Origin of the sequence: Ancylobacter sp. FA202, assembly GCF_000380205.1 — a bacterium.
In the GTDB taxonomy this organism is placed as follows: Bacteria; Pseudomonadota; Alphaproteobacteria; order Rhizobiales; family Xanthobacteraceae; genus Ancylobacter.
Window position 1 is genome coordinate 1,375,319 of record NZ_KB904818.1, and the last position, 19,934, is coordinate 1,395,252.

The 19,934-nt window shown below is 68.3% G+C and carries 18 protein-coding genes and 1 tRNA gene; 10 read left to right on the forward strand and 9 right to left on the reverse strand.

The features are described 5' to 3' along the window. The first annotated feature begins 280 nt into the window (after positions 1 to 280). Both A3M1_RS26410 and A3M1_RS26665 read left to right on the forward strand, forming a co-directional pair. A tRNA-Gln gene (locus tag A3M1_RS26410) sits at positions 281 to 363 on the forward strand. Next, positions 342 to 479, forward strand: a complete 138-nt coding sequence (locus A3M1_RS26665; protein WP_156029659.1) for a hypothetical protein — start codon at positions 342 to 344, stop codon at positions 477 to 479. The genes A3M1_RS26410 and A3M1_RS26665 overlap by 22 nt, the downstream gene beginning before the upstream one ends. Before the next feature lie 19 nt (positions 480 to 498). On the opposite strand, the gene A3M1_RS0106225 is transcribed toward A3M1_RS26665, so the two are convergent. Beyond that, a complete protein-coding gene (locus tag A3M1_RS0106225; protein ID WP_018388092.1) occupies positions 499 to 1,626 on the reverse strand; it encodes a site-2 protease family protein in 1,128 nt (375 codons plus the stop codon). A gap of 152 nt (positions 1,627 to 1,778) precedes the next feature. Here A3M1_RS0106225 and A3M1_RS0106230 point away from each other — a divergent pair, with 152 nt between their 5' ends. Continuing rightward, positions 1,779 to 2,276: a pyridoxamine 5'-phosphate oxidase family protein gene (locus A3M1_RS0106230; protein ID WP_018388093.1), complete on the forward strand. Its 498-nt coding sequence runs from the start codon at positions 1,779 to 1,781 to the stop codon at positions 2,274 to 2,276. 15 nt (positions 2,277 to 2,291) lie between these two features. On the opposite strand, the gene A3M1_RS0106235 is transcribed toward A3M1_RS0106230, so the two are convergent. Then, positions 2,292 to 3,179, reverse strand: a complete 888-nt coding sequence (locus A3M1_RS0106235; protein ID WP_018388094.1) for an AraC family transcriptional regulator — start codon at positions 3,177 to 3,179, stop codon at positions 2,292 to 2,294. Positions 3,180 to 3,312: 133 nt separating this feature from the next. Between A3M1_RS0106235 and A3M1_RS0106240 the strand changes: the two genes are divergently transcribed. After that, positions 3,313 to 4,068: an SDR family NAD(P)-dependent oxidoreductase gene (locus tag A3M1_RS0106240; RefSeq protein ID WP_018388095.1), complete on the forward strand. Its 756-nt coding sequence runs from the start codon at positions 3,313 to 3,315 to the stop codon at positions 4,066 to 4,068. 130 nt (positions 4,069 to 4,198) lie between these two features. Here the strand turns inward: A3M1_RS0106240 and A3M1_RS0106245 are convergent, their stop codons facing one another. From A3M1_RS0106245 to A3M1_RS0106260, 4 genes are all read right to left on the reverse strand, one after another. Next, positions 4,199 to 5,428, reverse strand: coding sequence for an argininosuccinate synthase (locus tag A3M1_RS0106245; RefSeq protein ID WP_018388096.1), 1,230 nt, complete (start codon positions 5,426 to 5,428; stop codon positions 4,199 to 4,201). 102 nt (positions 5,429 to 5,530) lie between these two features. Then, a complete protein-coding gene (locus A3M1_RS0106250; RefSeq protein WP_018388097.1) occupies positions 5,531 to 6,049 on the reverse strand; it encodes a hypothetical protein in 519 nt (172 codons plus the stop codon). 9 nt (positions 6,050 to 6,058) lie between these two features. Beyond that, on the reverse strand, positions 6,059 to 7,321 hold the full coding sequence (gene rlmN / locus A3M1_RS0106255) for a 23S rRNA (adenine(2503)-C(2))-methyltransferase RlmN (RefSeq protein ID WP_018388098.1): 1,263 nt from the start codon (positions 7,319 to 7,321) through the stop codon (positions 6,059 to 6,061). Positions 7,322 to 7,516: 195 nt separating this feature from the next. Beyond that, positions 7,517 to 8,284, reverse strand: a complete 768-nt coding sequence (locus tag A3M1_RS0106260; protein WP_245261591.1) for a GyrI-like domain-containing protein — start codon at positions 8,282 to 8,284, stop codon at positions 7,517 to 7,519. A 216-nt stretch (positions 8,285 to 8,500) separates the two neighbouring features. Here A3M1_RS0106260 and dapF point away from each other — a divergent pair, with 216 nt between their 5' ends. The 4 genes from dapF to A3M1_RS0106280 are packed head-to-tail and all read left to right on the forward strand — an operon-like array spanning position 8,501 to position 12,232. Next, positions 8,501 to 9,376 (forward strand): diaminopimelate epimerase, encoded by an 876-nt coding sequence (gene dapF, locus A3M1_RS0106265; protein WP_018388100.1) that lies wholly within the window; start codon positions 8,501 to 8,503, stop codon positions 9,374 to 9,376. A gap of 2 nt (positions 9,377 to 9,378) precedes the next feature. Continuing rightward, positions 9,379 to 10,680, forward strand: coding sequence for a tRNA (N(6)-L-threonylcarbamoyladenosine(37)-C(2))-methylthiotransferase MtaB (gene mtaB, locus A3M1_RS0106270; protein WP_018388101.1), 1,302 nt, complete (start codon positions 9,379 to 9,381; stop codon positions 10,678 to 10,680). After that, the gene (ftsY, locus tag A3M1_RS0106275) at positions 10,677 to 11,627 is read left to right on the forward strand and encodes a signal recognition particle-docking protein FtsY (RefSeq protein ID WP_018388102.1); all 951 of its coding nucleotides are present in this window, start codon (positions 10,677 to 10,679) and stop codon (positions 11,625 to 11,627) included. Before mtaB ends, ftsY begins: the two co-directional genes overlap by 4 nt. Positions 11,628 to 11,629: 2 nt before the next feature. Next, a complete protein-coding gene (locus tag A3M1_RS0106280; RefSeq protein ID WP_018388103.1) occupies positions 11,630 to 12,232 on the forward strand; it encodes a septation protein A in 603 nt (200 codons plus the stop codon). A gap of 40 nt (positions 12,233 to 12,272) precedes the next feature. Here A3M1_RS0106280 and A3M1_RS0106285 read toward each other — a convergent pair whose 3' ends face one another. The 3 genes from A3M1_RS0106285 to A3M1_RS0106295 form a co-directional block, all read right to left on the reverse strand. Further along, positions 12,273 to 13,319, reverse strand: a complete 1,047-nt coding sequence (locus A3M1_RS0106285) for an aldo/keto reductase (RefSeq protein WP_018388104.1) — start codon at positions 13,317 to 13,319, stop codon at positions 12,273 to 12,275. A 105-nt stretch (positions 13,320 to 13,424) separates the two neighbouring features. Then, positions 13,425 to 15,491 (reverse strand): acyltransferase family protein, encoded by a 2,067-nt coding sequence (locus A3M1_RS0106290; protein WP_018388105.1) that lies wholly within the window; start codon positions 15,489 to 15,491, stop codon positions 13,425 to 13,427. A 140-nt stretch (positions 15,492 to 15,631) separates the two neighbouring features. After that, the gene (locus tag A3M1_RS0106295; RefSeq protein ID WP_018388106.1) at positions 15,632 to 16,321 is read right to left on the reverse strand and encodes an arylesterase; all 690 of its coding nucleotides are present in this window, start codon (positions 16,319 to 16,321) and stop codon (positions 15,632 to 15,634) included. Between the two features lie 114 nt (positions 16,322 to 16,435). Between A3M1_RS0106295 and A3M1_RS0106300 the strand changes: the two genes are divergently transcribed. Together A3M1_RS0106300 and A3M1_RS0106305 are read left to right on the forward strand one after the other, a co-directional pair. Beyond that, positions 16,436 to 17,161, forward strand: a complete 726-nt coding sequence (locus tag A3M1_RS0106300; RefSeq protein ID WP_018388107.1) for an ABC transporter ATP-binding protein — start codon at positions 16,436 to 16,438, stop codon at positions 17,159 to 17,161. Next, complete coding sequence (locus A3M1_RS0106305; protein WP_018388108.1) at positions 17,158 to 19,761, forward strand: ABC transporter permease; 2,604 nt, start codon at positions 17,158 to 17,160, stop codon at positions 19,759 to 19,761. Before A3M1_RS0106300 ends, A3M1_RS0106305 begins: the two co-directional genes overlap by 4 nt. Positions 19,762 to 19,934 lie beyond the last annotated feature (173 nt).

The following is a 19,934-nucleotide window of genomic DNA, read 5'->3' on the forward strand; positions in this document are numbered from 1 at the left end:
CGCGCTGGATCGAGGCGCAACGTTAGAGTTAACGCGCCGAAACACGGAAAGTTCCCTCCCGCTTGTGCCCTGGCGTCGACGCCTGGCGCGCGTTGAAAACGTTCAGTGACAACGCCTCGCTCACCCTTGAAGCGCCCGCCTTATCGCCCACTTCTGAAGGGTCGAGGCGCAAGGAGTGGGTCATGGATCCGAACAACGGCAAGCCGCAGAATCCCGAATACACCGAGAGCGAGATCGACGAGAGCGTAGAGGACACCTTTCCCGCCAGCGATCCGCCGGCGCTGGGCGGCATCACCGGCGATGTGCCGCCCTCTGATGGCGGCGTGCCGGGCGGAACGCAGGTGATTCCCCCGCCCGGCGCCAAGGCCGGCGACGACACGCCCACCGAGGCCGAGATCGACGAGGCGCTGGAGGAGAGCTTTCCCGCCAGCGACCCGCCTTCCTTCACCGCCGTCACCGGCGTTAAGGAAGGCAACTGAGCGGACGCCCCCCGCCCGGTCACACCGGGCGCGAGGGCGCCGGCCGCTTCGCCCACGGCCCGAAGCGTGCGTCCGGCTGAGCCGCGCGCAGCATCATCATCTCGCCGACATTTTCCGGCGAGAGCAGGCCGACCAGCCGACCAGCCCCATCCAGTACCCCCACAACAGGCGCGCCGCGCTGGGTGATCAGCGCCAGCGCGCGGTCCAGCGGCGTGCGGGTGCCGACGGTGGGCACGTCCGCCTGCATAGCCTCCAGCACCGAGGCGCCCGGCCCCTGCGCCTGCAGCGCGGCGATCATCGCGTCGCGAGTCAGCACCCCGCGCAGATGTTCGGCGCCGTCGACGATGGGGAAGTCCTTCTGCGTTGTGCGAATCAGCGCTTCCGCCGCATCGCCCACGCTCGCCGTCGGCCCCAGCGTCTCGAACTGGGTGATCATCGCGTCCTCGACCAGCAGCCCCTGCGCCGCCTGCTTCATCTGCACCTGCCCGGCCTCGCCGGAGGCGGCCAGGAAGACGAACACGGCGATGATGATCAGCATCGGGTTGCCGAAGATGCCCAGCACGCCGAGGCCGATGGCGAGACCCTGGCCGATCGAGGCCGCCATCTGCGTGGCCTGGGCATGGCTCATCTTCATCGCCAGCAGCGCCCGCAGCACCCGGCCGCCATCCATCGGGAAGGCCGGGATGAGGTTGAACACCACGAGGAAAATGTTCGCCGCCGCCAGCTTCGCCAGCAGGCTCACCTGCGGGTTCTCGATCGCCTCGATGTGCTCCACCCCGACATTGCCGCCGAGGAACACCAGCAGCACCGCGGCGATGACGACATTGACCGCCGGCCCGGCCAGGGCGACGACCAATTCCTCCGACGGCTTCTCCGGGATGCGCTCCAGCCGGGCGATGCCGCCGAATGGCCAGAGCGTGACCTCTGGCGTCTTCACCCCATAGCGCCGCGCCGCGAAGATGTGGCCGAACTCGTGCAGCAGCACGCACAGGAACAGCAGCGCCACGAAGGCGACGCCCTCCCACGCCGCACCCGCCCCGCCGCGCTGGTAATAGGCGACCCAGATCCAGGCGAGGAACAGCAGGAAGGTCACGTGGATGCGGACCGCGGTGCCGTAGACATATCCGACCGTGAGCGACCAGGGCATGAGTTTCTCCTTGAGGTGCTGTTCGCTACCATAGCCGCAGCGAAGCCGCATGACAGCGCAACAGCCCGTATGGCGCTGCGTCATCAGCGCATCCGGCAAGGAACCACCACTGCGCCACCGGGTTCTCCCCTCGAACCCGAGGAGGCATTCACATGGACGACAAGACCACTGCCGAGGCCATCGACCACGTGTGGGAGATGATGGAGGACATGCGGATCTGCATGCTCGTCACCCGCCAAGGCGAAACCCTGCGCGCCCGCCCGATGGACGCTCACCCCTCGCGCGAGGAAGGCTGCATCTGGTTCCTCTCCGACCGCCGGGGCCACAAGGACGACGAGCTGGACCGCGACCCGCAGGCCGCGCTCACCTTCGCCAAGCCGGCCGACAACAACTACCTCTCCGTCTCCGGCCAGGCGGAGGTTTCCAATGACCGCGCCAAGATCGACGCGCTATGGAGCGACATGAACAAGGCGTTCTGGCCGGAGGGCAAGACCGATCCGAATATCTGCGTCCTGCGTTTCGTGCCCGATCAGGCCGAATATTGGGACGGCCCGTCGAGCTCCATCGGGGTGCTGTTCAAGATGATGTCCGCCCGCCTGTCCGGCTCGACCACCGATCTCGGCGACAATCGCAAGGTGCCGCTGGACTGACGACACCCAGCGGCGTCAGGCGGCCCGCGCCTTTTCGCGCTGGGCCCTTGTGTCGCGCACCGGCGGGACGCCGAACAGCCTGCCATATTCGCGGGTGAACTGCGGCACGCTCTCATAGCCGACGGCAAAGGCGGCGGTGCTGGCGGAAGCGCCCTGCGCCGCCATCAGCCGACGCGCCTCGATCAGCCGCAGTTGCTTCTGGAACTGCAGCGGCGACAGCGAGGTCACGGCGCGAAAATGCTGGTGGAAGGTGGAGGGGCTCATCCCCGCCGCCTCCGCGAGCCGGCTGACCGGAAGCGGCTTGTCGAACTCGGCGCGTAGCAGCGCCACCGCGCGGGCGATGCGCTGGGCATGGCCGTCCGGCCAGCCGAGCCGGCGTATCGCAGCACCGTGGCGGCCGGCGAGCAGCCAGTAATGCATCTCACGGATGAGCGGCGCCTGAAGCACCGGCAGCGCCGCCGGACGATCGAGCAAGTGCAGCAACCGCAGTGCCGCTGCCGCGACCTCGCCATCCGTCGGGTCGACCCGCACCGGATCGGCATCGCCCGCCAGCGCCGGTCCCATTTCCCGCACGAGCTCGGCAACGATCGCGAGGTCCAGCTCCAGCACCAGCGAGATATAGGGCGAGGCGTGGCTCGCCCGTGTGATCTGGCTGACGATCGGTACATCGGCGGTGATGAGCAGGGATTCGCCGGAGCCGAGCTGAAAATCCCGCGCGTCCATCGTCACCTGCTTGGCGCCCTGCACCACCAGGCAGACCAGCGGCCGGGCGATGGCATGGGCGCCGCCCCTCGGGGTGGTGACGCGGAAGAACATGAGCCCGGGAATGGGGGTCGTGGCGATCCCGTTTGCGTCGGCGTGCAGCCGGCCATGCCGGTCCATGATGTCGAGCAGCGTTGTCATGCCGGCATCCTAACGCAGCCCCGAGCAAAGGAAAGTGCCTTCGCAGGATCAGGCAAGAATTTGCACCTATCCGGCAACCGCAGGCCGGCGCCGCGCGTCATATCTGGCCCGTCCCAACGACAGGAGACCGACCATGACCACTATCACCCTCATCACCGGCGGCAGCCGCGGCCTTGGCCGCAACACCGCGCTCAGCGTTGCCCGGCGTGGCGGCGATGTCGTCCTCACCTATCAGAGCCGCGCCGAGGACGCGCAGGCCGTTATCGCCGAGATCGAGGCGCTGGGCCGCAAGGCGGTGGCGCTGCAGCTCGACACCGGCAAGGTCGCCAGCTTCCCGGACTTTGCGGAGACGCTGCGTGCCACGCTCTCCCAAGTGTGGGTCCGTAGCACTTTTGACCACCTCGTCAACAATGCCGGCCATGGCGACGGCGCCTCCATCGCCGAAACAACGGAAGCGCAGTTCGACCGGCTGGTCGACGTGCATTTCAAGGGCGTGTTCTTCCTCACCCAGTCCCTGCTGCCGCTGATCGCCGACGGCGGGCGTATCGTCAATTTCTCCTCCGGCCTCACCCGCTTCGCCTATCCCGGCTATGCCGCCTATGCGGCGGTGAAGGGCGCGGTGGAAGTGCTGACGCGCTACATGGCGAAGGAACTCGGCGCGCGCGGCATCGCCGTCAACACGGTGGCGCCGGGGGCGATCGAGACCGATTTCCGCGGCGGCGCGGTGCGCGACACACCGGAGGTCAACAAGTTCATCGCCGGCATCACAGCCCTCGGCCGGGTCGGTCTGCCGGACGATATCGGCCCGATGGTGGCGAGCCTCTTGTCGCCCGACAATCGCTGGGTCACGGCCCAGCGCATCGAGGTCTCCGGCGGTCAGGCGATCTGAGGAAAAGCGGAGTGCTGGGGAAACTCACACCCCATCATGCCCGGGCTTGACCCGGGCACCCAGCGACAGCGCGCGCCGGAAACTCTGGGTCCCCGGGTCAAGCCCGGGGATGAGGCAGGTGCGAGGCGCCTCAGCCCCGGACCTTGCGGTCGCGATTGGCAAGGGTGCGCAGGCGCAGCGCGTTCAGCTTGATGAAGCCGGCGGCGTCGCGGTGGTCATAGGCGACCGCGCCTTCCTCGAAGGTCACGAGGTCCTGGTTGTAGAGCGAATAGGGCGAGGAGCGCCCGACCACCTCGACATTGCCCTTGTAGAGCTTGATTCGAACCTCGCCGCTGACGAATTCCTGGCTCTTGTCGATCAGCGCCTGCAGCATCTCGCGCTCGGGCGAGAACCAGAAGCCGTAATAGATCAGCTCCGCATAGCGGGGCATGATGTCGTCCTTCAGATGCGCCGCGCCACGGTCGAGCGTGATGCTCTCAATGCCGCGATGCGCCTGCAGCAGGATCGTCCCGCCGGGCGTCTCATAGACGCCGCGCGATTTCATGCCGACGAAACGGTTCTCGACGAGGTCGAGCCGGCCGATGCCGTTGGCCTTGCCGAGTTCGTTCAGCTTGGTCAGCAGCGTGGCGGGCGAGAGCTTTTCCCCGTCGATGGAGACGGCGTCGCCCTTCTCAAAGCCCACCGTGATGTAGGTCGCCTTGTCAGGCGCCGCCTCGGGCGAGATGGTGCGCTGGTAGACATATTCCGGCGCTTCGTCGGCCGGGTCTTCCAGCACTTTTCCTTCCGAGGAGGAGTGCAGCAAATTGGCGTCGACGGAGAACGGCGCCTCGCCGCGCTTGTCCTTGGCGATCGGGATCTGGTGGGTCTCGGCGAACTCCAAGAGGCGGGTGCGCGAGGTCAGGTCCCACTCGCGCCAGGGCGCGATCACCTTGATCTCCGGCTCCAGCGCGTAATAGGCGAGCTCGAAGCGCACCTGGTCGTTGCCCTTGCCGGTGGCACCATGTGCCACGGCGTCGGCGCCCACCTTGCGGGCAATCTCGATCTGCTTCTTCGAGATCAGCGGCCGGGCGATGGAGGTGCCGAGCAGGTACAGCCCTTCATACAGCGCATTGGCGCGGAACATCGGGAAGACGTATTCGGAAACGAATTCCTCGCGCACATCCTCAATGAAGATGTTTTCCGGCTTGATGCCGAGCAGCTCCGCCTTCTTGCGCGCCGGCTCCAGTTCCTCGCCCTGGCCGAGATCGGCGGTGAAGGTCACCACCTCGCAGCCATAGGTGGTCTGCAGCCATTTGAGGATCACCGAGGTGTCGAGACCGCCGGAATAGGCGAGCACCACCTTCTTCACATCGTTCGCCATGTCAGGTTCCGAAAAAGTCATGTTGCGCAGGAAAGAGGCCGAGCCCGAAAGGGCGCGCGGACTATAGGCATGACGCGCGCCGGTGCAAGCTCCGCACGATGGCTAGGGCGCCGGCGGCGGCGCCGGCTGGGCGGGCGCCGGTTGGGCGGGGGGCAACGGCCGCGCCACCAGTTCGCCCCGAAGCGGCTTCCAGAAGCCGGCATTCCACCCGGCCACCAGCCAATAAGCGAGACCGCCGGCAAAACCGGCCGCGATCACGTAGAGATCGCCGTCGAAGGGCACCGGCACCTGCGCGTAAGGCGCGAAGACCGAGGCCGCGAGCCAGGCGGAGACCGCTCCGTTCGCCACATGGAACATCCAGGAGCGCACGGCGAAGGCTTCGGCAAACAGGATGCCGATCAGCGCCACCGCCCACATCGCCAGCACCACCATCATCAACAGGTAGCTCGCCGCCGCCAGCGCGTCATAGAGCGCGATCGCCTCGACATCGACATTGCCGGCGAGAAGGTCGCCCACCCGCCAATAGCCGAACAGGATCACCAGAAAGGAGGCGATGAAGCCGCACATCATGCCCAGCGGCACGAGGATGAAACGCAGCAGCAGGCGCAGCAGATTGTCCATCGTTCCCGCCTATTCCGCCGCCGCCGCCATGGCGCGCAGCGCCAACCGCTCGCGGGCGGAGAGCTTTTCCGTCTCGCTCTTCAGCTGGCCGCAGGCGGCGAGAATGTCGCGCCCGCGCGGCGTCCGCACCGGGCTGGAATAGCCGGCGCGAAAAACGATGTCGGAGAACTGCTCGATCGTCTCCCAGTCCGAGCACTCATATTTCGTGCCCGGCCAGGGGTTGAACGGGATCAGGTTGATCTTGGCCGGAATGCCGGCGAGCAGCTTCACCAGCGCCTTGGCGTCGGCGGGACTGTCGTTCACGCCCTTGAGCATGACGTATTCGAAGGTGATGCGCTTGGCGTTGGAGGCCGGCGGGTAGGTGCGGCAGGCCTCCAGCAGCACTTTCAGCGGGTACTTCTTGTTGATCGGCACCAGCTCGTCGCGAAGTTCGTCGCGCACCGCGTGCAGCGAGATGGCGAGCATCGGCCCGACCTCGCGGCCCAGCTTCTCGATTTCCGGCACCACGCCCGAGGTGGAGACGGTGATGCGCCTTTTGCCAATGCCCAGGCCTTCGCCATCGGCCAGAACCTCGATGGATTTCGCCACCGAGTCATAGGCATAGAGCGGCTCGCCCATGCCCATGAACACGATATTGGTCACCAGCCGGTCACCCTCGGTGGGCAGGCCGGGACCGACGGCACGGTCGCGGCCGGGATAGTCGCCGAGCCGGTCGCGCGCCACCATCACCTGCAGCACGATCTCGGCACTGGTGAGGTTGCGCACCAGGCGCTGGGTGCCGGTGTGGCAGAACGAGCAGTTGAGCGTGCAGCCCACCTGTGAGGAGACGCACAGCGTGCCGCGGTCGCTCTCGGGGATATAGACCATCTCGACATCGTGCGGCTTGTCGCCGGCAATGTCAGGGGGCAGGCGCAGCAGCCATTTGCGGGTGCCGTCATTCGACACCTGCTCCACCACCACTTCGGGGCGGTCTAGCGTGTAGGCGGCACTGAGCTTGTCGCGCAGGCCCTTGCCGACATTGGTCATCTCGTCGAAGGACAGCGCCCCGCGCAGATAGATCCAGTGCCAGAGCTGGGCGACGCGCATGCGCTGCTCGCGCTCGGAGACGCCGATCTGCGCCAGCGCGTCGGCCAGCCCGGCGCGATCCAGCCCGGCAAGGGACGGCTTCGCAGGCGACGGCTTGGCCTCCGAGCGGGGCGGCTCAGTGCCGGCGATCTCTAAGGGAGAGCGTGCCCCGGCGGCAGCGGCCGCAGTGGTATCGATCAGGTTCATGTGGCTATCGATGATGTCCGTTTGCGCGCCTCATAGCACAGAGCGGCGGGCGAGGCGAATATCGGGCTGCTGCCGCCGTCATCCCGGACGAAGGCGCAGCCTTCGAGCCGGGATCGCGCGCAGAAAGGGGCACGCTGCCTTCGCGCGATCCCGGATAGGGCCTATCGGTCCTTCCGGGATGACGGCCTCGTTAAATCACTTCAGCGGCACCCAGATGTCGATCACGAGGTCGTCCTCCGGCGTGGTGCGCGGATCGGAGCGGTATTCCTCGACATAGACGTCCTGCGCCTCGAGATCCTTGGCGTCGAGCAAATTGGCGATCTGCTCATAAGTCGGGTCCATCGCGTCATAGGGGCCGCGATGAGTGAAGCGCAGCGCCTTGCCGGCCGGCGAGGCGGAGAACATCACCTCGTTTTGCGGCTTCTCGGCCGTTGCCCCCTCGAACGGCACCGCCGCTTCAAAGTCGAAGCCGAGATCGTCGGTCGAGGTGTAGATGATGAAGGACGCGCCATTGGGCTTGAGCTTGAGCCGCGCCATCTCGGCATCGATCTGCTTCAGCGTGGCGACAATGGTCGTGAAGGCGTCATCCCAGGTCGCACGCGCCTTCTTCATCAGCACCGGCACCGGCTGCATCACCGCCGGGTCGCCAAAGCCATCGGGCCGGGTCAGGGGATCGGGCGCGGGGGCGACGTTCTGCGTCTCCACCGAGCGCGGGTCCACCATGGGCGGGGCGATCATGTCGTCCTCGTCGAGCGGCGACGAATCCGGCGCGGCGTCGGGCGCCGTGATGCCGGGCGCGGAAGGCGCAGCCTCGGTTGCCGCCTGCGCCCGCAGCGGGGCCGGCAGCGCCAGCACCGCCAGTAGCGCGAGCAGGTGCAGGAGCCGGCGCGGAAGGGCGCGGAAAGGCGAGATCACCATCATCGTCGGTTCACCGGAAAGGGCGCGGGCCGAGACTTCTAGCACTCCCGCACGCCGCCTGCGACGCCGCGCGGAACACGCTGAGGTGTTTGCGCGCGCCTGTCGCCCGCCTGCGACACGTCTGCCGGCATGCCAGCGCCACGCCATCTGGCCAGCGCGGTCGATAGGTCTGGCCAATCCTCCGCGCTTCGCCATATAAGAGCCGCACCCTCTTCCCTCACATTCGGTGGCCCTGCCGCCGCACGCTGTGAAACCGGGTCAATGGCCGCGCTGGAAAACCGCCCTTTCGTGAAGATGAACGGCCTCGGCAACGAGATCGTCGTGCTGGATCTGCGGGACGCGCCGCTCATGGTGCCGCCGGAAGAGGCGCGCGCCCTCGCCCGCGACGGCGTGCTGCCCTTCGACCAGATCATGGCGCTGTACCCGCCGCAGAGCGAAGGCACCCACGCCTTTGTCCGCATCATCAATGCCGACGGCTCGGAATCCGGCGCCTGCGGCAATGGCACGCGCTGCATCGCGCTTTATGAGGCCGGCCGCACCGGCGCCGACCATCTGGTGTTCGAGAGCGTTGCCGGCCCGCTTGATTGCACCCTCGCGCCCGAGGGCATCACCGTCGACATGGGTGTGCCGCGCTTCGGCTGGCACGACATTCCCCTCGCCGGCCCGGTCGCCGACACCCGCGCCATCGAATTGCAGGCTGGCCCGGCGGAAGCGCCCGTGCTGCGGGCCCCGGCGGTTGTAAATGTCGGCAATCCGCACGCCATCTTCTGGGTCGACGATGTCGAGGCCGTCGACCTCGCCCATCTCGGGCCGGAACTGGAGCACCACCCGATCTTTCCCGAGCGGGCCAATATCTCCGTGGTGCAGATCGTCTCGCCCGAGCACATCATTCTCAGGGTGTGGGAGCGCGGCGTCGGCCTCACCCGCGCCTGCGGCACCGGCGCCTGCGCCGCCGCTGTCTGCGCCGCGCGCCTCGGCCTCACCGGGCGGCGCGTCACCGTCACCCTGCCGGGCGGCGATCTCGTGATCGACTGGCGCGAAAGCGACGACCACATTCTGATGACCGGCCCGGCCGAAGTCGAGTTCGACGGCCGGCTCACCGCCGCCATGCTCGGCGCCCCCGCCGGCGCCGAGTGACCATGGCGCTCGCCTCCCCTGCCCTCGCCGCGTCGGTTGAAGTCGTCACGTTCGGCTGCCGGCTGAACGCGCTTGATTCCGCTACCGCCAAGGCGATGGCCGGCGCGGCGGGGCTGGAGAACGCTGTTATCGTCAACACCTGCGCCGTCACAGCCGAGGCGGTTAAGCAGGCCCGCCAGACCATCCGCCGGCTCAAGCGTGAGGCGCCGTCGCGCCGCATCCTTGTCACGGGCTGCGCCGCTCAGATCGACCCCGATGCGTTCAACGCCATGGACGACGTCGACCGCGTGCTCGGCAATGCCGAGAAGACGGCGCCCGAGAGCTGGCAGGCGACCCGCGCCGCGCTTGATTTCGGCCTCGGCGACACGGCGAAGGTCGTGGTCGGCGACATCATGGCCGTGCGCGAGACCGCGCCGCATCTGCTCGACGGCCCGGCCGACACGATCGAGGGGCACACCCGCGCCTTCGTGCAGGTGCAGGATGGCTGCGACCATCGCTGCACCTTCTGCATCATCCCCTTCGGGCGCGGGAACTCCCGCTCGGTGCCGATGGGCGCCGTGGTGGCGCGGGTGCGCGAGCTGGTCTGCGACGGCGCCCGCGAAATCGTGCTGACCGGCGTCGACCTCACCTCCTACGGCGCCGACCTCCCCGGCGCGCCACGGCTCGGCACGCTGGTGCGGGCCCTGCTGCGGCATGTGCCTGATCTGCCCCGGCTGCGGCTGTCCTCCATCGATTCCGTCGAGGTTGACGCCGAGCTGCTGCGGGCGCTGGCGGAAGAAGAGCGGCTGATGCCCCATCTCCACCTCTCGCTGCAGGCCGGCGACGATCTCATACTCAAGCGGATGAAGCGCCGCCACTCGCGCGCCGACGCCATCGGCCTCTGCGCCGCGCTGCGGCGGGCGCGGCCGGACATGGTGTTCGGCGCCGACCTGATCGCCGGTTTTCCGACCGAAACCGAAACCCAGTTCCGCGCCTCGCTCGACCTTGTCGATGCCTGCGGGCTCACCCATCTGCATGTGTTCCCGTTCTCCCCGCGCCCCGGCACGCCGGCCGCCCGCATGCCGCAGGTGCCGCCTGCGCTGGCCCGCGAGCGGGCACGCCGCCTGCGCGAGAAGGGCGCCCACGCGCTGCTGCGCCATCTTGCCGGCGAGATCGGCGGGCGGCGCGAGGTTCTGGCCGAGCGCGGCGGGCTGGCCCGCACCAAGAGTTTCACCCCGGTGCGCCTCGCCACCCCGCTGGCGCCTGGCACGCTCACCCATATCCGCATCGCCGGCCATGACGGCGTTCGGCTGATTGCGGCATGAACGACATGAACGACGAAACCACCTCCCGCCCCGGATTCTGGAAGCGCCTGACCCAGGGCCTCACCCGCACCGCCACCGGCCTGTCGACCGGCATCACCGACCTGTTCACCAAGCGCAAGCTCGATGCCGACACGCTGGAGGATCTGGAAGACGTGCTGATCCGCGCCGATCTCGGCGTCGACACGGCGGCCCGCATCGCCTCCGCCGTGGGCAAGGGTCGCTACGACAAGACCATCGAGCCGGACGAGGTGCGCGCCCTCGTCGCTGCCGAGATCGAGGCGGTGCTGAAGCCGGTCGCCGTGCCGCTGGTGTTCGCCACGGACAGCAAGCCGTTCATTTTGCTGATGGTCGGCGTCAACGGCTCGGGCAAAACCACCACCATCGGCAAGCTAGCCTCCACCCTGAAGGCGCAGGGCAAGAAGGTCGTGCTCGCCGCCGGCGACACGTTTCGCGCCGCTGCGATCGAGCAGCTGAAGGTGTGGGCCGACAGGACCGGCGCCACCGTCGTCTCCCGTGCTCCCGGCGCCGACGCCGCCGGCGTCGCCTTTGACGGGTTGCAGCAGGCCCGGGCCGACGGCGCCGACGTGCTCATCATCGACACCGCGGGCCGGCTGCAGAACCGCGTCGAGCTGATGGCGGAATTGGAGAAGATCGTCCGCGTCATCAAGAAGCAGGACCCCACCGCCCCGCACGCGGTGGTGCTGACGCTGGACGCCACGGTGGGCCAGAACGCCCTCCAGCAGGTGGAAGCGTTCAAGCGTGTGGCGGGCGTCACCGGCCTCGTCATGACCAAGCTGGACGGCACCGCGCGCGGCGGCATCCTGGTCGCCCTGGCCGCCAAGCATGGCCTGCCCATTCATCTCGTCGGGGTCGGCGAGGGCATTGACGACCTGCAACCCTTCGCGGCGCGCGATTTCGCCCGCGCCATCGTCGGACTGGAGCACTGACCATGAGCGATTCACCGTCCGATGTGCCGTCCGCCAAGCCCTTGCGCACCATGCACCCGCTGCTCAAATTCGCGCTGGAGTTGGGTCCGCTGGTCGTGTTCTTCGTCGCCAACGGCCGCGGCGGCATCTATCTCGCCACCGGCGCCTTCATGGTCGCCACCTTCGCCGCGCTGGCTGTCATGTGGATCATCGCCCGCAAGATCGCTGTCATGCCGCTGGTTTCGGCCGGCGTGGTGCTGGTGTTCGGCACGCTGACTTTGGTGCTGCAGGACGACCATTTCATCAAGATGAAGCCGACCCTGGTCAATGCGCTGTTCGGCGGCGCCCTGCTCGGCGGGCTGTGGCTGCGCAAGCCGCTGCTGCCCTATGTGCTGGGCGACGTCTTCGTGCTGACCGACCAGGGCTGGCGCGAGCTTACCATCCGCTGGGGCGTGTTCTTTCTCGTCATGGCGGTGCTGAACGAGATTGTCTGGCGCAATGTCTCGACCGACACCTGGGTGGCGTTCAAGACCTTCGGCTATCTCCCGCTGACCCTGGTCTTCGCCATGGCGCAGGTGCCGCTGATGACCCGGCACGCCCCGCCCGAAAGCAAGGGCGAAGGCTGAGAGAGGGCGGCGCGCGCTCCCGCCCGCCGCCCGGCGCCGCTCAGGGGCAGGGATTGCCGCGAAGCTGGTGCACGGCGTCGATGCGCGCCAGCACCTCCGGCGACAGCGTCACGTCGGCCGCGCCGATATCGGCGGCGAGCTGCTCCATCGTCGTCGCGCCGATGATGACCGACGTCACGAACTCCGGCGTCAGGCAGAAGGCGATGGCCATCTGCGAGGGGTCGAGCCCGGCATCGCGGGCAATGGCGAGGTAATCCTCGATCGCCTCTTCCGCCCCCGGCACCTGGTAACGTGTCGCGCGCTGGAACAGAGCGGTACGCGAGCCCTCGGGGAGCGCGCCGTTCTGGTACTTGCCGGTGAGATAGCCCTGGCCGAGCGGTGAATAGGCCAGCAGCCCCACCTTCTCGCGCAGGCTCACCTCGGCCAGCGCCGTCTCATAGGTGCGGTTCAGCAAATTATAGGCGTTCTGCACCGAGGCGACGCGCGGCCCGCCGGTGCGTTCCGCCTCGCTGAGGAATTTCATCGTGCCCCAGGCGCTCTCATTGGAGAGGCCGACATGGCGGATCTTGCCTTCCTTCACAAGCTCGCCAAAGGCGTCCAGCGTCTCGGCGATCGGGGTTTCATCGCCGGGCGCGCTTTTCCAGCGGGTCGGGTTGGCGCCGAACAAATCGACCGGACGGCCCGGCCAGTGCAGCTGGTAGAGGTCGATATAGTCGGTCTGGAGACGGCTAAGGCTCTTCTCCACCGCCTCGCGGATCTGCCCGCGTGTCGGGCGCGCGGGCGAGCCGTCGTCGCGAAACCAGGTCATATGCGAGAGCCCGCACACCTTGGTGGCGAGGATCACCTTGTCACGGTTGCCGCGCGCCTTGAACCAGCTGCCGATGATGCGCTCGGTCGAGCCCTGGGTCTCGGGCTTGGGCGGAATGGAATAGAGTTCGGCGGTGTCGAAGAAATTGATGCCGTGGTCGAGCGCATAGTCCATCTGCGCGTGGCCTTCGGCCTCGGTGTTCTGTTCGCCATAGGTCATGGTGCCGAGACAGATCGAGGAGACCTCGAGGCCGGTGCGGCCGAGCGGGCGATATTGCATAGGGCTGGCTTTTCGGAAAAAGGGGGAGGAATGTGCTGGCAAGATAGGTAGCCGCGCGCCGCCGGGCAAGGCGCCCTCTATCGGAAAGCCCCCGCTAAGCCGTCCTCAGGGCGGGGCCTCTCCCGCCGGCCGGCCCGGCGGCATCACCTCCGCGATCTCCTCGAAGGCGGCCGTTATCGCCGGCTCCACCAGCGCAGCGCCATGGGCGGAAAGGTGGTCGCCGTCGAGATAATAGGTGCCGTCGCGGTCGCCCCAGAGATAGCGTCCGTCGCGCGCGAACAGCTCATCGAACGACAGCACCCAGACCTTCTCGCCGCGCAGCTTGTCCAGCTCCGCCTCGGTGAAGGCCTGCAGGCTGCCGTCCTCCTCGACGGTGACGGAGGTCTCCCTGACCGCCTGTTCAAACTGCGCCTCGCCCTGCCCCTGCTCCAGATCGAGCAGGATCGCCTGCTCGATCACCTTGCGCGGCAGCACCCTGTGCTCGGGCACCTGGTCGATCAGCACCACCGCGACGCCGAGATCGCGATACTCCTTCACCGTCGCCGCGAGATGGCTGGAGAAGGTGTCGCGCGAAGTGGCGAGGGAGGGGAAAAACGGGTCGCCCTCCGGGCCGAGCGCGAAGGAGCGGCGCCCCGTGCCGCGGCCGGCATAGACCGACCACCGGGCGGCCAGCACCACCACATCGAACTGCCCCTCGCGCACCGCCTGCACCTGGTCGCGTGTGGCCTGCTCGCACACCCCGATATCGAAGATCGCCCGGTGCAGCGAGGTCCGGTTGATCGGCGGGCAGCTGGCGAGCGCCATCTGATACACCGCATTGTCGCGCCCGACGCCGGCAAAGGCCGGCAGGAGCGAGCCGGCATGGCTGTCACCGATGATCAGAATGCGCAGCTTTGGGTTCTCCGGGGTGAAGACCGCGCACAGGGGCGCCCGGTTCTCGCCCGGCGGCACCGGCGTGCAATCGATGCGGAGGCCTGCACCGCGCGTCGATTCGAGAAGCCTCTCGGCGTAGCTGCCCGGCTCCACCCCGGCGAGCCGGCTCGGAATGCCGGCGGAGACCTTGGCATAGAGGCCGAAAGCCACGAATCCGGCGCCGGCCACGCCGCTCACCGTGAACACGGCGCGACGCGAGGGCAGCAGCGGCAGCGTCCGCCGGCGAAAGGGCTGCTCGACAAAGCGCCAGCTGAGATAGGCCAGCACCATCGAGAACACCGCTAGCCCCATCATCAGCTCCGGGGCTGGTTCCACCAGCGAGCGGATGCGGGCAAAGGCGAAAAGCGGCTGGTGCCAGAGATAGGCGCTGTAGCTGATGAGTCCGATGCCCACCAGCGCCCGCGCCGAGAGCACGCGGGCCACCCATGTGCCCTTATGGGCGAACAGCACCACCAGCGCCGCCCCGCCCACCGGCACCAGCGCATAGAGGCTCGGGAAGGGCGTGTTCTCGTCGAAGGCGAAGATCGCGAACAGGATCATCGCCAGCCCCAGCGCGCTCAGCCCATTGCTGGCGCGCGGCAGATTTTTGGCGCCTGGCGGGTGGCTGGTGGCGAGAAAGCCGCAGATCGAGCCGGCGAGAAGTTCCCAGATGCGGAACTGTGGCAGGTAGAAATTCGCCCGGGGCGCGTAGCGCCAGCCCCATTCAGTGGCGAGAAGGCCGAGCACTGCGGACGCCACCACCAGCCAGAACAGCGTACGCCGGCCGAAGCGCCACAGCAGGGCGAGCGTCAGCGGCGCGAACAGGTAATATTGTTCCTCGACCGCCAGGCTCCAAGTGTGCAGCAGCGGCTTCAGTTCGGCGGCGGCGGCGAAATAGCTGCCTTCCTCGCTCCAGAACAGGAAATTGGAAACGAAGAACACCACCGCCATCAGGCTGGCGCCGAACTCGCGCAACTGGTCGGGGATCATCCACATCCAGGCGAAGGGCAGGCACGCCAGCATCACCACGCTGAGCGCCGGCAGGATGCGCCGCGCCCGTCGCTCATAGAAGCGGGCGATCGAGAAGGTGCCGCTCTCGATCTCGGACAGGAGGATGATGGTGATCAGGTAGCCGCTGATGACGAAGAAAACGTCGACCCCGACATACCCGCCGGAAAACGCCCCGAAACCGGCATGAAACAGGATCACAGGAACGACGGCAACGGCCCGAAGGCCGTCGATCTCGCTTCGGTATTTCATGTGCCCCCGCACAGGCAGACTACGCACGACATGGATGGCCCCGGGGCGAGCGATAGCGTAGCCGCCCCCATGCGTCGAGGACCGGCCGGCCACACGTCGTCACAATTTTGCCATCACCCCTCGCGCGCGGCGAGGCCGGATCAGCCGGGATTGGCCCCGCCGGCGGCCGCTCCGCCACCGCCCGCCGCCGGCGCTCCCGCCTTCAGCGAGGCAATGAACGCCTCCACCGCCGGGAGCATGCGCTCGACGATGATGTCGACCCCGGCGGCGGTGGGATGGACGCCGTCGGGCAGGTTCACCGCCTTGTTGCCGGCCACGCCATCGAGGAAGAACGGATAGAGCGGCACGCCGTATTTCTGCGCCAGCCGCTCATAGAGACCATCGAAGCGCTTCTGATAGGCGGCACCGAGATTGGGCGGTGCCCGCATGCCGGCCATCAGCACCGGAATGCCGCGTGCCTGCAGCCGCGCCAGAATGGCATCGAGCGAGCGCTCGGGAATGGCGGGATCGAGCCCCCGCAGCGCGTCATTGGCGCCGAGTTCCAGGATCACCCCATCCGTGCCCTCGGGGATCGACCAGTCGAGCCGGGCGAGGCCGGCGCTGGTGGTGTCGCCGGAAACGCCGGCATTCTCGATCACAACCTCGTGTCCCCTAGCCGTGAGTGCCGCCTGTAGCCGTACCGGGAAGGCCTGGCTGGCGGGCAGGCCGTAGCCGGCGGTGAGGCTGTCGCCAAACGCCACGAGACGCAGCGGTTCGGCCAGCACAGGCGTCGCGAGCCCCGCCCCGCCAAGCAGGACAAGGCCGAAGAGAGCAAAGAGCCGATGGAGCAATCGTGACAAAGGCCTACCCTTTCGGAAACGGTGCAGCGCAACATATGGTGCGGGAGATGTCGGCCTCCAGAGCACGAGGCCTTCGCCGGCCCGAACAGACGCGAAAAGAGCCCCATGCCTTCTGACAAGACGACCGCCACCGCCATCCGCCTCGACGGGGTGGACCTCTCCCTCGGCAGCGGCGCGGCGCGCGTCCACATCCTCAAGGGGGTCTCGCTCGCGATACAGCAGGGCGAAGCCGTTGGCCTGGTTGGCCCCTCCGGCTCGGGCAAGTCGAGCCTGCTGATGGTGCTGGCCGGACTGGAGCGTGCCGATGCCGGCAAGGTCGAGGTGGCGGGGCAGCAGCTCACCGGCCTCGACGAGGATTCCCTCGCCCGCTTTCGCGGCCGCCATGTCGGCATCGTGTTCCAGGCCTTCCACCTCATACCCACCATGACGGCGGTGGAGAATGTCGCCGTGCCGCTGGAACTTGCCGGCCGGGCCGACGCCTTTGCGCGCGCCGCCGCCGAGCTCACCGCAGTGGGCCTCGGCCACCGGCTCGACCATTATCCCTCGCAGCTTTCCGGCGGCGAGCAGCAGCGCGTGGCGGTGGCCCGCGCTTTGGCGCCGGAGCCGCGCATCCTCGTCGCCGACGAGCCGACCGGCAATCTCGACGAGACCACCGGCCGTCAGATCATGGATCTGCTGTTCGAGGCACAGGCGCGGCGCGGCGCCACGCTTGTCATCGTCACCCATGACGCGACGCTGGCCGCCCGCTGCGACCGCACGGTGCGGCTGCGCTCCGGCGCGGTCGAGACAGAAGAGGCGCTGGCCGGGGCCGACGCAGAGTCGCGCGCATGAGCACGGATCAGCTGTCCACCTCGGCGGCGGAGGCCGGCCGGGCCCCGTCGCTGCGCGCGCCGAGCCGTCGCACCCTGCCGCTGCGCTTCGCCCTGCGCGAACTGCGCGGCGGCCTGCGCGGCTTTGCGGTCTTCCTCGCCTGCCTCGCCCTCGGTGTCGCCGCCATCGCCGGCGTCGGCGCTTTCTCGCGCGCCCTGACCGACGGGCTGGCGCGCGAGGGCACCACCCTGCTCGGCGGCGATGCCGCCTTCACCCTCGTCCAGCGCGAGGCCAGCCCGGAGGAATACCGGCTCATTGAGGCGGGCGGGCGCGTCTCCACCATCGCCACGCTGCGCGCCATGGCCCGGGCCGGCAGCGGCGAGGCGCTCGACGCCACGCTGGCGGAAGTGAAGGCGGTGGACGGCGTCTACCCCATGGTCGGCACGCTCGACATCGCCCCGCCGCAGCCGCTGGCCAGTGCTCTGGCCCGCGAGGGCGACGCCTATGGCGCGCTGGTCGATCCCTCGCTTGCCGATCGGCTACAGCTGAAGACCGGCGATCGCTTCCAGCTCGGCACCGCGACGCTCATCCTCAAGGGCACCCTTCAGCGCGAGCCTGACCTGCTCTCGACCGGCATCGGCTTCGGCCCGCGCCTGATGGTGTCGGTCGAGGCGCTGCGGGCGAGCGACCTGCTGCAGCCCGGCAGCCTGGTCCGCTGGCACTACCGGGTGAAGATGGACCGCCCGGCGGAACTCACCGCATTCGTCGAGGGGGTGCAGAAAGGCGCGCCGGAGGCCGGCTTCGAGGCCCGCACCCGCGATGCCGCCGCCCCGCGGCTGGAAAACAATGTCCGCCGCTTCACCGAATATCTCACCCTGGTCGGCCTCACCGCGCTTCTGGTCGGCGGCGTCGGCGTTGCGAATGCGGTCAAGAGCCATCTCGACGCCAAGCGCGGCGTCATCGCCACCTTCAAGAGCCTCGGCGCGCCGGGGGTGACGGTGTTCGGCATCTATCTCGCCGAGGTGGGCCTGATCGCGCTGATCGGCATCGCTATCGGTATTACGGTGGGCTCCGCCCTGCCCTTCCTCGCCGATGCCGCCTTCGGCCATCTGCTTCCCGTCGCCATCGAACCCAGCCTGCAGCCCGGCGCGATCCTGCTGGCACTGGCCTATGGCGCGCTGATCGCGCTGGCCTTCGCGCTCTGGCCGCTCGGCCTGGCCCATGACGTGCCGGTGTCGGCGCTGTTCCGCGAACATGTGGAAGGCGCCCGGCGCCGCCCGCGCCTCGTCTATGTCGTCCTCACCGGGCTGGCGGTGGCCGCTCTGGCGGGACTCGCGGTTTATGCCTCCGAGCAGCGGCATATCGCGATGATCTATCTCGCGGCGGCGGCGAGCGTGCTGGTGACGTTGCGCCTTGTGGCGGCCGGCATCATGGCGGTCGCCCGCCGGCTGCCGCGCCCGCGCTCCACCGCGCTGCGGCTCGCCCTGGCCAATATCCACCGGCCGGCCGCCCTCACCCCCACCATCGTGCTGTCGCTCGGCCTCGGCCTGACGCTGCTGGTGACGCTGGCGCTGATCGACCGCAGCCTGACGCGCGAACTTACCTCGCGCCTGCCGACCGAGGCGCCGAGCTTCTTCTTCCTCGACATCCAGAACACCGAGACCGAAGCCTTCACCCGCTTCCTCAGCGAAAAGGCGCCACAAGGCGAGGTGGAGGTGGTGCCGATGCTGCGCGGGCGCATCCTCACCCTGGGCGGGCGGCCGGCGGAGAGCCTCGATCCGCCGGCGGAATTCGCCTGGGTGCTCTCCTCCGATCGCGGCATCACCTATGCGCAGGACCTGCCGGAGGGCTCCGTCCTCGCCAGCGGCGAATGGTGGCCGGCCGATTATGCCGGCCCGCCGCTGGTCTCCTTCGAGCGCGAGATCGCCGACGCCTTCGGCCTGAAGATCGGCGACGAGGTAACGGTGAACGTGCTCGGCCGCTCCATCACCGCCACCATCGCCAATCTGCGCGACGTGGAGTGGGAGCGGCTGGCGATCAACTTTGTCATGGTCTATTCGCCCAACACCTTCGCCGGCGCGCCGCACACCTCGCTGGCGACGCTGACCCTGCCGGAAGGCGGCGATGTCGCCACCGAGCGCAGCCTCGGCCGCGCCGTGGCGGCGGATTTTCCCGCCGTTACCGCCGTGCGGGTGAAGGAAGCGCTGACCCAGATCGGCGAGATCGTCGGCAATCTGCTCATCGCCATTCGCGGCGCCAGCCTTGTCACCCTGCTCTCCAGCGTGCTGGTGCTCGCCGGGGCGCTGGCGGCCGGGCAGCATCACCGGGTGTATGACGCGGTGATCCTGAAGACGCTGGGCGCCACGCGGGCGCGGCTGGTGGCGGCCTACGCGCTGGAATATGCCGTCCTTGGCCTCGTCACGGCGGTGGTCGCGGTCGGCGCCGGGTCGGCGGCGGCCTATGTGGTAGTTGTCTATGTGATGAAGCTCAGCTTCGCCTGGTCCACCGGCGCGGCGCTCGGCGCGGCGGCGGTGGCGCTGGTGCTCACGGTCGGCTTCGGCCTCATCGGTACCTGGCGGGCATTGGGTCAGAAGCCGGCACGCATCCTGCGCAATCTGTGAGGCGCTGGGGGCGCTAATCCCGGGAGGCGCAGGGGCGCGGTTCCCCGTGCCGCCAACCTCTCTCACTCAACGCACGCTGCGGCAGAACCTTCTGCCGCAGCGTCATTCCTGTCGCAAACTTCACTTGCGGCAGGCCCGTGCCGCCCTCATATTCAGCGCAAGGATCCACGCTC